The 12,550-nt window shown below is 62.1% G+C and carries 10 protein-coding genes and 1 pseudogene; 4 read left to right on the top strand and 7 right to left on the bottom strand.

Translation table 11 applies throughout. The features are described from left to right. Nucleotides 1–28: 28 nt before the first annotated feature. Together NCR39_RS16040 and NCR39_RS16035 are read right to left on the bottom strand one after the other, a co-directional pair. The gene (locus NCR39_RS16040; protein WP_250453074.1) at nt 29–481 is read right to left on the bottom strand and encodes an SDR family NAD(P)-dependent oxidoreductase; all 453 of its coding nucleotides are present in this window, start codon (nt 479–481) and stop codon (nt 29–31) included. 124 nt (nt 482–605) lie between these two features. Further along, on the bottom strand, nt 606–1,484 hold the full coding sequence (locus NCR39_RS16035; RefSeq protein ID WP_250453073.1) for an SDR family oxidoreductase: 879 nt from the start codon (nt 1,482–1,484) through the stop codon (nt 606–608). A gap of 175 nt (nt 1,485–1,659) precedes the next feature. Between NCR39_RS16035 and katE the strand changes: the two genes are divergently transcribed. Then, nucleotides 1,660–3,780, top strand: a complete 2,121-nt coding sequence (katE, locus tag NCR39_RS16030) for a catalase HPII (RefSeq protein ID WP_250453072.1) — start codon at nt 1,660–1,662, stop codon at nt 3,778–3,780. Nucleotides 3,781–3,834: 54 nt separating this feature from the next. Here katE and NCR39_RS16025 read toward each other — a convergent pair whose 3' ends face one another. Both NCR39_RS16025 and NCR39_RS29645 read right to left on the bottom strand, forming a co-directional pair. Then, complete coding sequence (locus NCR39_RS16025) at nt 3,835–4,914, bottom strand: catalase family protein (protein ID WP_250453071.1); 1,080 nt, start codon at nt 4,912–4,914, stop codon at nt 3,835–3,837. 117 nt (nt 4,915–5,031) lie between these two features. Then, a complete protein-coding gene (locus tag NCR39_RS29645; RefSeq protein ID WP_284507238.1) occupies nt 5,032–5,154 on the bottom strand; it encodes a hypothetical protein in 123 nt (40 codons plus the stop codon). 229 nt (nt 5,155–5,383) lie between these two features. Between NCR39_RS29645 and NCR39_RS16020 the strand changes: the two genes are divergently transcribed. Continuing rightward, nucleotides 5,384–6,871 (top strand): SulP family inorganic anion transporter, encoded by a 1,488-nt coding sequence (locus NCR39_RS16020; RefSeq protein WP_250453070.1) that lies wholly within the window; start codon nt 5,384–5,386, stop codon nt 6,869–6,871. Between the two features lie 131 nt (nt 6,872–7,002). Then, nucleotides 7,003–8,181, top strand: coding sequence for an acyl-CoA dehydrogenase family protein (locus NCR39_RS16015; RefSeq protein WP_250453069.1), 1,179 nt, complete (start codon nt 7,003–7,005; stop codon nt 8,179–8,181). Here the strand turns inward: NCR39_RS16015 and NCR39_RS16010 are convergent. Then, entirely contained in the window at nt 8,172–9,491 is a 1,320-nt protein-coding gene (locus NCR39_RS16010) for an MFS transporter (protein WP_250453068.1), read from the bottom strand. The two genes, NCR39_RS16015 and NCR39_RS16010, sit on opposite strands and share 10 nt — an antisense overlap. A gap of 83 nt (nt 9,492–9,574) precedes the next feature. Continuing rightward, nucleotides 9,575–10,534 carry an MBL fold metallo-hydrolase gene (locus NCR39_RS16005; protein ID WP_250453067.1) on the bottom strand — a complete coding sequence of 320 codons (960 nt, stop codon included), beginning with the start codon at nt 10,532–10,534 and terminating at the stop codon, nt 9,575–9,577. A 180-nt stretch (nt 10,535–10,714) separates the two neighbouring features. Between NCR39_RS16005 and NCR39_RS29915 the strand changes: the two are divergent. After that, nucleotides 10,715–12,323 (top strand): annotated as a pseudogene (locus tag NCR39_RS29915) (IclR family transcriptional regulator). A 4-nt stretch (nt 12,324–12,327) separates the two neighbouring features. Here the strand turns inward: NCR39_RS29915 and NCR39_RS15990 are convergent. After that, complete coding sequence (locus NCR39_RS15990) at nt 12,328–12,549, bottom strand: DUF2783 domain-containing protein (RefSeq protein ID WP_250453065.1); 222 nt, start codon at nt 12,547–12,549, stop codon at nt 12,328–12,330. Nucleotide 12,550: the final 1 nt, after the last annotated feature.

The following is a 12,550-nucleotide window of genomic DNA, read 5'->3' as shown; positions in this document are numbered from 1 at the left end:
GTTCCAGCCGTCATGTGATTTTTTCTCCTCACACGCGGAGATCATTTCGTTTGATGCGCGCCGAATCGAAGCCTATATTTCTGCGGCGTTCGACCATCAGCCGCGCGGCGTGCTGCGCACAAAGCAGCGTGCCGGTCACGTTGACCTGCATCGTGTCGAGGAAGGCATCGAGCGGATAGTCGATGAACGGAACCAGTTTGGCGATGCCCGCGCCGTTCACGAGAACGTCACATCGTCCATGCGTTTTCGCGATCTGCCCGAACGCGGAAGCGATGGACTCGGGCTTGCCGACATCCATCTGCACCGCCGAAATCGACAACTCCTGCGCGTTGAGGCGCGCGGCGGTTTCTTCGGCGCTCTCCCTGTTGAGATCGGCGAGCACGACGTGATAGCCACGCTTGCCGAGTTGCTCCGCCGTTTCCGCGCCAATGCCCATTGCGCCGCCCGTCACCACCGCGACGCGTCCGCTCGTCTTCTCCACGTTGTCTCCCGTTTGTAGTCTGCCGTGTGTGCGGCTCATTATGGGAGACGTGCCGGGGCGGCTCAATGGATATTAATGCAGCGCTGTGTGAGGAAAGGTCACTGAAGCGGCGGCGTTCGGGACTTTATTTGCCGCCCCACTCGCTTGCCGTGGCGCGCGCGAAATCGCGGTAGTTGCGCGGCGCGCGCCCGAGCAGTTGACTGAACCTTTCGATCTCGCCAGCGGATGCCACGGCTCCATTCTGCTGATAACGCTGCAGCATCAGCCGCATGTCATACGCGAGCCACGGCGGCGTCATCGTCTTCATAGTCGATTCGAACCGGTCCAGATCGTCGCCGCTGTATTTCACATCGCGCCCGAGCGCTTCGGACCAGATCGCCGCGACGCTTGCCGACGTGATCGCGTCCGGGCCGACGAGCGCGTATGTCTCCGACGGCAGCGGCACATCCGATCGCTCGCGGCGCAGAAGCTCGCGCGCGGCTGCATCGCCGATATCGCGCACATCGACCATCGAGATGCCCTTGCTTCCGATCGGCATGCCGAAGATGCCTTGCTGCTGCATCGGCTCCTTCTGACCGATGTCGTTCTGCATGAAATACGCGGGACGGAGAATGGTCGCGGGCATGTCGAACGCCTCGATCATGCGTTCGGCGGTGCGCTTGCAACTGAAGTGCGGAACGTCGACATATTCGTCGCCCTTGAACACCGACAAATAAACGATGCCGCGCACGCCTGCCTCGCGCGCGATGCTCAACGCCTGCAGCGATTGCGTGAACTCGTCGGCGGCGACGGGCGCAAGCAGGAACAGCGTGGTCGCGTCTTGCATCGCGCGGCGCAGTCCATCGACATCTGCAAGTTCGCCCTGCACCGGCGTCACGCCTGCCGGAAAATGCGCGCGCTCGGGCGAACGCGTCAGCGCGCGTATTTCCGCACCGCTGTCCTTGAGATGGTCGAGAACCTGCGTGCCGACGATGCCCGTGCTGCCCGTGACGAGAATGCTCATGTCCGCTCCTGGAAGGTGAAGGCTCGTTGCGAGCCGGTGACTCCTACGATAGGCGTTCTGAAAATCCTGCGAAAGCTCCGCCGCCGACGTGAATTCGTGAATTCGCGACGCGAAGCGCCTGCGGGAACGGAGTTTGCAACTGCGCAGCAAATCCCCGCTCACAGGAGGAGCTTCCATGCCCAAGAATTCTTCGCCGAGCGAAGTCGCTCGCACGCCTTCGCAAAGCAACACCAACGCCAAAGTCGACGCACTCGAAGCCTCGAAAAGCGATGCAACCGGTCAGGCGCTCACGACCAACCAGGGCGTGAAGATCGCCGACAACCAGAACACCTTGCGCGCCGGCGAGCGCGGACCGTCGCTGCTCGAAGACTTCATCATGCGCGAGAAGATCACGCACTTCGATCACGAGCGCATTCCCGAGCGGATCGTCCATGCGCGCGGCTCGGCGGCTCACGGCGTGTTCAAGGTCTACGAGTCGCAAGCCGATCTGACGAAAGCGTCGTTCCTGCAGGATCCGTCGAAGGAAACGCCCGTCTATGTGCGCTTCTCGACCGTGCAAGGCTCGCGCGGTTCCGCCGACACCGTGCGCGATGTGCGCGGCTTCGCGGTCAAGTTCTACACGGACGAAGGTAATTTCGATCTCGTCGGCAACAACATGCCGGTGTTCTTCATACAGGACGCGATCAAGTTTCCGGACTTCGTTCACGCGGTCAAGCCCGAGCCGCACAACGAGATGCCGCAAGGCGGATCGGCGCACGACACGTTCTGGGACTTCGTTTCCCTCGTGCCCGAATCGGCGCACATGGTGTTGTGGACCATGTCGGACCGCGCGCTTCCCAAGAGCCTGCGCACGATGGAAGGCTTCGGCATTCACACGTTCCGCTTCATCAACGCGCAGGGCAAAGGGCGGTTCGTGAAGTTCCATTGGCGTCCGACCATCGGCTCGGCGTCGCTGCTGTGGGACGAAGCGCAAAAGCTCGCGGGAAAGGACTCCGACTTTCATCGGCGCGATTTGTGGGACGCGATCGACATGGGCGATTACCCGGAGTGGGAACTGGGCGTGCAGATCATCGAGGAAGAGGATGAACACAAGTTCGACTTCGACCTGCTCGATCCGACCAAGATCGTTCCCGAAGAGCTGGTGCCGCTCAAGATGATCGGCAAGCTCACGCTCAACCGCAATCCGGACAATTTCTTCGCGGAGACCGAGCAGGTCGCGTTTTGTCCGGGGCATATCGTACCGGGCATCGACTTCACGAACGACCCGCTTCTGCAAGGCCGTTTGTTCTCGTACACGGACACGCAGATCAGCCGTCTCGGCGGCCCGAACTTCCACGAGATTCCGATCAATCGCCCGCTCGCGCCGCTGCATAACGGCCAGCGCGATGCGATGCATCGGCAGACGATCGACAAGGGTCAGGCATCTTACGAACCCAATTCGATCGACAACGGATGGCCCAAGGAAACCGCGCCTTCGGCCGCGGGCGGTGGATTCGAAAGCTACACGGAGCGCGTGGAAGGTTCGAAGATCCGCGTGCGCAGTCCGTCTTTCGCCGACCACTATTCGCAAGCGACGCTCTTCTGGAACAGCATGACCGAGCCCGAGAAGGATCATATCGTCGGCGGTTATTCGTTCGAGTTGTCGAAGGTCGAACGCAAGCACATCCGCGAGCGTCAGTTGGGCATTCTCGCCAACATCGATGAAACATTGGCGGCGCGCGTCGCGGAGAATCTCGGCCTTCCGGCGCCGAAGAAAAACGCGAGCGCGGAAGAACTCGGCAAGTCGTCCGTGCAGGACTCGCCCGCGTTGTCCATCGTCGCGAAGGCCGTGCCTTCGGTGAAGACGCGCAAGGTGGCCATCCTCGCTGCGAAGGGCGCGGACGCCGCGAGCATCAAGGCGGTGAAGGATGCGCTCGAAAAAGAAGGCGCGCACGCCAAGGTCATCTCGCCGACGCTCGGCTCGCCCGCAGCAGGCGTCGAGGCCGATGCCACGCTGCTCGGCATGCCGTCCATCATGTTCGACGGCGTGATCGTCGCGGGCGGCGCGGCCAGTGCGAAGATGCTCGCCGATTCGGGCGACGCGCGCCATTTCGTGCTCGAAGCGTACAAGCATCTCAAGGCGATCGGTGCGGTCGGCGACGGCAAGACCTTGCTCGATGCAGCGCAAGTGCCGACCGGCGAAGAAGGCATCGCGACGGGAAGCGATGCGGCGGCCATGATGACGAGCTTCATCGAAGCGATGAGCAAGCATCGCGTCTGGTCGCGCGCGCAAAAGGCAGAGGCGGTGCCGGCGTAATCGATCGACGTCAGGGCGCGATTGCTGCGCCCTGACGTTTCATGACGCTATGGTTTATCGATGCACCGGGCACTTGTTGAACGCGCCACGGTATTCCGAGGACATCTCGTAGGCAGGCTTGCGCGAACGCATCACGCCGCCCAGGGGCCGATGCTCCGCGATGCCGTTCCATGGACTGAACAGCAGGCCGTCGTCGATCGAACGCGAGCGGTCGTCGGTCCACGCGGGCTGACGATTCGCGCGCAGACGCGCAACCGCGACGTAAGGACTTTCGTCCTCCGGCCATTGCACCGACGCGTCTTCCACCGGCATCTTGTCGATATCGGTCGCGAGTTGAACGCGCACTTCCCACTCTGCGGCATTGCTCGCAAAGAACGCGTTGACCGCATCGCGCAAAGCATCCGGATGACCGTTCACGTCGAGTGGCGCGTCAGTCAGTGCGGTCAGCTCCGGCGATATCGGCACGATACTTAGCTTTGCGAAGTATCTTCCGTAAAGTACCGGCACGCACGTGTAGAACGTTTCGCCGAGAATATGCGTTTCCGGGTGACCGCCAAGGCTCTTGAGCGTCGCGCTTTCGCCGCCCACTGCTTCCACCACTTTCTCCGCTCCTCGCAACACGGCCGACAGCACCTTCTTTCCCGTCGGCGCGCGATCAGTAGTCTTCGCAAGCAGCTTCAGGTTCTTGAGAAATGCTTTCGGCGTCGGTGCGGTGAATGCCGGTGCGTTGATCATCACGAAGTCCTGGCTCGTTTGCCCTTCGCTGCCGGGCAATCGCGCGCCTTCCACTCCGGAAATCTTGATGGCAAGTCCGCGTGGCGTCGATACGCTGTCCGCAAGCACGTCGCCCGGGTTCGTCGAGAGGCGCATCTGAACGGCATAGGTACGGGGACGAGCAAAGAGTCCTTGTGCGAGTTCGGGCGACAGACCATCCAGCACGGTCAGTTCGGCGTCCAGCAATCCATGGCTTTTCGCGTGGACGCTGCGCACGGCGTGCCCATAATCATGGGATGTCTTTTCCGTGATGGACCGCATGGTCTCGACCAACTCGCGTGTCGTTTCGGCTTCGTCCTCGGGTATCGCTTCGAAAGATGGATCGAACGGCAAGGGCGAAATATGGGTTGGCTGGTTCACGTGTGCTCCGATTGTGTGAGTGCGTTGGCGGTTCTGCTTCATTACTTTTCCTAGCGAGCGCAACGAGCGTGCCGTCACTCACGCGCATGACGTATTCTCGCGAGCGCTGACGCTCGATCAAAGCGCCCGCACGTTCACGCGATGCTTCAGCCGGAAGTAACTCATTGCCGACAACATCAGCCGATCCTGATTCGGATCCTGCATGTGATGCACGGCGATGCGCGGATCGGCGCGCAGCATGGCATCTTCGACTCGCAAACGCGATGACGTGCCTTAGGGTAAACTACGACCCGCTTTCGTCGGCAGCTTGTCCCGCCGCTTGCCGATGTCGCTTATCGAGCACCGCTCGGCCGCTTGCGCCGACACGCCACCATCACCGGTTATCCGAACACCGCCTGCCGCGACGTCACGAACCTGACCGTTACGCGAAACGGCGTGACCTGTATTTTCGACCGCAAAACAGACTTCGATGAAGATTCCGACGACTCGAGAGCAGTGGCTCTCGAATATTCCTGGCAATTTCCTTGCGGGCCTCACTTCGTCTTTCGCGCTCGTTCCCGAGTGCATTGCCTTTGCGCTCGTTGCACACCTCAACCCGTTGATGGGCTTATACGGCGCTTTCATCATCTGTGCATTGACCGCGATTCTTGGCGGCAGGCCCGGCATGATTTCGGGCGCGGCGGGTTCCATGGCCGTGGTCATCGTCGCGCTGGTCGTGCAACACGGCGCGCAATATCTGCTGGCAACCGTCGTTTTAAGCGGCGTACTCATGATGCTTTTCGGTCTCATGCGACTCGGCAAGCTCATCCGGATGGTGCCGCATCCGGTGATGATCGGATTCGTGAACGGTCTCGCTATCGTCATTGCAATGGCGCAATTGAGCCACTTCAAGGAAGCCACACCGCAAGGCGAAGCGTGGCTTCATGGCATCCCGCTACTCATCATGTGCGGTCTCGTCGGTGTGACGATGCTTATCGTCTATGTGCTTCCGCGCATCACCAAGGCGGTGCCGCCTGCGCTCGTTGCGATCGTGGGCGTCGGGCTGATCGGTCAGTTCTTTCACTTGCCTACGCGCACACTGGGCGACATGGCGCACATCGCAGGCGCATTGCCGGCGTTTCATGTCCCGACTATTCCCTTCGCTATCGCGACATTCAAGATCGTCTTTCCCTACGCTTTGCTGATGGCAATCGTCGGCTTGCTTGAAACACTGTTGACCTTCAATCTCACTGACGAAATCACTGAAACGCTCGGTCAGCCCAATCGGGAATGCCTTGCACTCGGGCTTGCGAATGTCGTGTCCGGCTTGTTTGGCGGAATGGGCGGTTGCGCGATGATCGGTCAAACCATGATCAATCTGAGTTCGGGCGGGCGCAGTCGCATTTCCGGCGCGACCAGTGGAATCATGATCCTGTTGTTCATTCTCTTTCTTTCGCCGCTCATCGAGCGTATTCCGCTAGCGGCACTCGTCGGCGTGATGTTCGTCGTTGCGCAACAGACGTTCGCGTGGGGATCGCTTCGGGTGCTCGGTAAAGTGCCGCGTCACGATGCCCTGGTCATCGTGCTCGTAACGGTCATCACGGTCTTCACTGATCTGGCCGTCGCGGTGCTGTGCGGCATCGTCATTGCAGCGTTGAACTTCGCCTGGCAGCATGCGCGTGAAATTCGTGCCGACGTCGAGAAAGGCGCCGATGGCTCGTCGGTTTATACGCTGCATGGCACGCTGTTTTTTGCATCGACCGCTAATTTTCAGGGCCTTTTCAAGCCGCTAAGCGACCCGCAATATGTCACCGTGGATTGCCGGCATCTGCATGTTGCAGACCATTCGGCGATCGCTGCGTTCGAAACGCTCAAGGAGCGCTATCAAAAGGCGGGCAAGCAGCTAAGATTCGCGAATCTGTCGGCGCGCAATCTGCATTTGCTGGAACGGGCTGGAGTCGCGCTCGCTTACGCTTGATCGCGCTGCCAATCGCCGGTCGCGAGTTGCTCCTCCTTACGCTGAAAAAATAGTCGTTGTACGCTTGCAGTCACGCCGCGTGTCGAACGGGTGACAGAAAAGCGAAACGATCAACGTCAGGAGGCACTGCAATGAGCCAAATGAGTCATGCCCCGTGGACCGAGCCACTCGATGCCGTCCTGCGCGAATGGTCGCAAACCGCCGCCGCGCGCGACAAAGCCGGCGGCACTGCGTTTCACGAGCGCGCTCTACTGCGCAGAAGCGGCCTGCTTCGTCTGTCGATACCCACGGAATACGGCGGCGATGGCGCTCCGTGGTCGACCACGCTCGATATCGTTCGACGCATGGCGCAAGTCGACAGCTCGCTCGCGCATCTCTTCGCGTTCCATCATCTGCAACTCGCGACCATCCGCCTCTTCGGCCGCGACACGCAAGTTCGCCATTGGCTGAGCGAGACGGTAAAACAAGGCTGGTTCTGGGGCAACGCGCTGAATCCGCTGGACAAGAGCACGCGCGTGCTTCCCGATGATGCCGCCAACGGCTATCTCTTCGATGGCCGCAAGAGCTTCTGTTCCGGCGCGCGCGACTCCGATCGATTGCCCGCCTCCGCTTTCGATAGCGAGGGCAAGCTGCTCATCGCCGTCACGCCGACGAACCGCGAAGGCATCACCGTGCTCGACGACTGGGACAACATGGGCCAGCGTCAGACGGATAGCGGCACGGTCATCTTCGAGCGCGTACGCATTGCGCAGGATGAGTTGCTGAACGATCCCGGCCCGCTATCCAGTCCTTTCGCGTGCCTGAGGCCGCTGCTCGCGCAAGTGATTCTGAGCCACATCTATCTCGGCATCGGCGAAGGCGCGTTACAGGCCGCGCGTGAAGCGACGCTCGCGCAGACGCGTCCGTGGATTGCATCGCAGGCGGAGCGTCCATCGGAAGATCCGTATGTGATCGCGCATTACGGCGATTTCCACGTTGCGCTCGAAGGCGCGCGTCTGCTCTGCGAACGCGCCATGCAATCGTTCGATGCTGCATGGCAACGCGGCCTCGCACTCACCGAAAGCGAACGCGGCGAAGTGGCGATCGCGGTGGCCACGTCGAAGGTCGCCGCGGCGCGCGCCGGGCTGGAAGTCGCGAACCGCATGTTCGACGTGACCGGCGCGCGTTCGACCACAGCGGCGCTGCGCCTCGATCGCTTCTGGCGCAATGTGCGCGTGCATACGCTGCACGATCCCATCGACTACAAAGTGCGCGAACTCGGCGACTGGGCGCTGAATGGACGCGTGCCGAAGCCATCGTTCTATTCGTGATTCGCGCGCACGCCCGCCATTAGCGCGATGCCGCTCATAAAAAGCAATGCCGCCAGCAGATACACCGCGAGATCCATGCTGCCCGTACTCGTGCGAATCATGCCGATGACCCACGGACTCACAATCCCGCTCGTGATGCCGATGCTACTGATCAACGCGATGCCGCCCGCCGCCGCATTCCCCGAGAGATAGCTCGGCGGCACGGCCCAGAAGATCGGCAGCGCGGCGAAGATCAGCACGGCGGCGGCTGAAAGAATGGCGAGCATGGCGGGGAAACTGTCGAGATGCAGCGTCAGCGCCGCGAGCGCGATGCCGCCGCCGATGGTGCAGAACGCGAAGTGCCTGCGCCGCTCGCCCATGCGGTCGGATCGGCGCGCAATGAGTATGAGTCCGACCGCGCCGATCGCATTCGGTATCACGGTATAGAGACTCACTTGCACGACGTCCTTGATGCCGAAGTCGCGGATCATCAGCGGCATCCAGAAGTTCAGCGTGAGCGATGCGCACGTCAGCGAAAAATAGATGAACGCGAAGAGATACACGCGCGGATTGAGAAGCGCGGCTGCGAAACTGCGGGCATCGTGACCCTTCTTCACGTCGCGATCCTGCGCGCAGAGTGCGATGAGCCGCGACTTGTCCGCATCGGAAAGCCAGTGCGCATGCTCTGGTCTATCGACCAGATAAAACAGCGCGACGAACGCGAGCAACACGGCGGGCGCGCCTTCGATGGCGAACATCCATTGCCAGCCGTAGAGGCCGAGCACGCCGCTCATGTCGCGCATGATCCAGCCGGAGATGAGTCCGCCGAGCACGCCTGCAATGGCCACGCCCGCGAAGAACACCGACATTACCGCCGCGCGGCGATTCGCGGGAAACCAGTACGTCAGATACAGCACGATGCCGGGAAAGAAGCCCGCTTCGAACACGCCGAGCATGAAGCGCAGCACGTAGAAATGCGACGGCTTGCTCACGAACATCATGCCGACCGATGCAATGCCCCACAGCAACATGATGCGCGTGAACGTGCGGCGCGCGCCGTACTTGGCAAGCAGCATGTTGCTGGGCACTTCGCACAGCACGTAGCCGATATAGAACACAGCCGCGCCGAGCCCGTACATGGCGTCGGAGAAGCCGAGGTCGTGCTTCATCTGCAACTGCGCAAAGCCGATGTTGATGCGGTCCAGAAACGACACGACATAACAAAGAAACAGAAACGGAATGATGCGCCACGCGACTTTCGCGACGATGCGGTCATCGTCCGCGATATTATTCGTGAGTCCTGACGATTCTATATCGACGGAATTGTGCATTGTCTCTCTCCACGGCGGCCGCGCCTTCTATGGACGCATGCCCGGTTCTGAAAAGGGCCCGAAAAGGGCCCTCGTGCGATGACTCAGTCCTGCAGCGCGGTCCACATTTCCTTGTCGCGCTCCGCCGTCCAGATGCGCGGATGCCTGATGCCGCTCGCTTCGTCGTACGCGCGGGAGACATCGAACGGCAGACAGTGTTCGTAGATGAACACCTGGCCGAACTTCGGGTCCATCGACTTGCGCGTGAGCGCCATCGCGCCCTTCAGGTCCAGCTTCTGTGCGACGGCTTCGCGCCCCGCTTGCAGGAGCGTCGTCACGAAGTCCTTCGTGTAGTCGATACCCTTGTCCACGTCCGCCGGATTCAGCAGCGCGGGGCCGCGTCCCGGCACGAGCTTGTGCGGCTCCAGCTTGCGCAGCGCTTCGAGCGTCGCGGGCCATTCCTCGAGTTGCGCATCGCCGCAATAGCAGGCGGCGTCGTATTCCACGAGATCGCCGGAGAAAAGAACCTTCTGCGACGGCAGCCACACGACGGTATCGCCCTTGGTGTGACCCGAGCCGAGATGTGCGATCTTCACTTCCAGCTTGCCGAGCCACAGCGTGATTTCCTTCTCGAACACGAGCGTCGGCCACGTGAGGCCCGGCACGGTTTCCACGCCCGCGAACAGACGCGGAAAGCGCTCGATTTCCGACTTCATGTCCTGCTCGCCGCGCTCGACGATCATTTCATACGTGCCGCGGCTCGCGATCACCTGCTGCGCGCCTTCCTCGAAATACGCCGATGCACCCAGCACGCGCACCGCGTGATAGTGCGACAGCACGACGTACTTGATCGGCTTGTCCGTCACGCTGCGAATCTTCGCGATGAGGTCCTGCGCCATCGCGGGCGTCGCGGTCGTATCGACGATCAGCACGCCGTCGTCGCCGATGATCACGCCCGAGTTCGGATCGCCCTCGGCCGTGTAGGCCCATGCGTTCTCGCAAAGCTGCGTGAAGCTGACCTTCTTCTCTTCGAGATCGGCCTGGGATGCGAATGCCTTTGCCATGTCTGTCTCCGTTCGATCGGCAGTGGATGATGCATGGTCGCGTCGCGGTTGATATTTGTCAATAGCAAATCGCCTTGCTATAGTTGAACTACGGGAAAACCCCGGTTCTAGGATGGGGCCGCCGGATGCGCTAGCATCGAACGATCGGACTGCGGCAGGAGCGAAGCACCCTTGAAAGAAGTGACAGACAAGCCGCAACGCGGCATTCAGAGCGTGGAAGTGGCCGGGCGCATTCTCGAAGCGCTCGCACGCCGCCGCGAGCCGGTGGCATTGAGCGAACTCGCCAGCGCCGCCGCGCTTTCGACTGCGCAGGCGCACACGTATCTCGTCAGCCTGACGCGGCTCGGCCTCGTCAAGCGCGATGCGCTCACAGGCTACTACGAGCCCGGCCCGCTCTCGCTGCGTCTCGGGCTGATGTTCGTCGAGCAGCAGGAAGCGTATCGCGTGGCCGCGTCGCATGCGGCGGGGCTGGCCGAGCGCGTCGGATATAGCGTCGCGGTGTGCGTGGCGGGCGCGCAGGGCCCGACCATCGTGCGATACGAACGCGGCGGCTATCCGCTCCATGTGAACCTGCACGTCGGCACGGTGATGTCGCTGCAAACCACGTCCACCGGGCGCGTGTTCAGCGCGTTCCTCGATCCTGTTCAACTCGCGGCGATGATGCAAGGCCAAGGCATCGACGGGCCGCGCATCGGCATGGACGAATCCGCCGCGCCCGATCACGCCGTCCGGCAGGCGAATATCGACGACACGCGAAAGCGCGGCATGGCGCGCAGCGTCGATATGCCGAGTCCCGGCATCAGCAGCCTGAGCGTGCCCGTGCTCGACGCCGACGGCCGCTTGCAGCTCGCGCTGACGGTCATCGGGCCATCGGGCGCGATGGACGTCACCTGGACCGGCGACATCGCGCGCGAACTGCGCGACGTCGCGCGGCGCATCACGCAAGCGCTGACTCAACCGTCATCCATTCATGCCCTCTGATTTTTCCCCGAACACGAACGACGCCGCCTCCACCGAAGCGAAGGCGCAGCGCGGCATCAACGCGCTCGACAGCACGGGCGACCTGCTGAACGCGCTGGCATCCGCCAGTCAGCCGATGAACCTGCGCGATCTCGCCGCCGCCGCGGGCATGCCGCCCGCCAAGGCGTTCCCGCATCTCGTCAGCTTGCAGAAGATCGGCCTCATTTCGCGCGACGACGACGGCTGTTTTTCCGCCGGTCCGCTCGGCTTCGAGCTGGGCCTGATCGCGCTGCAACGCCTGACGCCCACGCGCGACGCTGAACCCGAAATCGTCGCGCTCGCCGCGAAGACGCATTTGAGCGTCGCCGCCGCCACGCTCGGTCCGCTCGGGCCGACCATCATCCGGCTGGAGGAATCCGCGCGGCCGCAGCACATCAGCTTGCGCGTCGGCACCGTGATGTCGTTCGTGAATACGGCGATCGGGCGCGTGTTCGCCGCGCATATGTCGGAGGACGTGCTGGAAGGATTGCTCGCGCAGGAGCCGATACGGCTCGCCGGCGCCGCCGAAAAGCCGCCGCTCGACCGCGCGTATCGCGAGCGTTTGAGCGGCATTCGCGAGCGCGGCCTCGACGATGCATTCGATGCGCCGGTTCCCGGCATCGGCACGTTCGCCGCGCCGATCTTCGACCATACGGGCAGCATCCGGCTGGTGATCGCGGTGATCGGCTCGTCGCGCGACATTGAGCGCGATGACGACGGCCCCGTCGCGCGTGCGCTGCTCGCGGCGGCGCAGCGCTTGTCCTGGCGATTCGGCGCGATCGGCGTCTGAGCGCTCAGGCGCCCGCGCAATCCGACGCGGCGATCACGCCCGAGCGCGCTTTCGCGAACGCTTCGGCGAGCACGTCCATATCGCCGATATGGTTCGCCAGCAAGAGCACGAGTTTGGCATTGACCATCTGGCTGTCGGTATCGGAGAGACCGTTGTGGGTGTCGATCAGACGCTCGTAGAAAGCGTCCATATCCGCGATGTTGGGTTCGAGATTCAGGTGGCTCATG

It is taken from the genome of Caballeronia sp. ATUFL_M2_KS44, from assembly GCF_023630965.1.
In the GTDB taxonomy this organism is placed as follows: Bacteria; Pseudomonadota; Gammaproteobacteria; order Burkholderiales; family Burkholderiaceae; genus Caballeronia; species Caballeronia concitans.
Note: the sequence above shows the minus strand (reverse complement) of the source record. Positions and strands in the feature narration are given on the sequence as shown.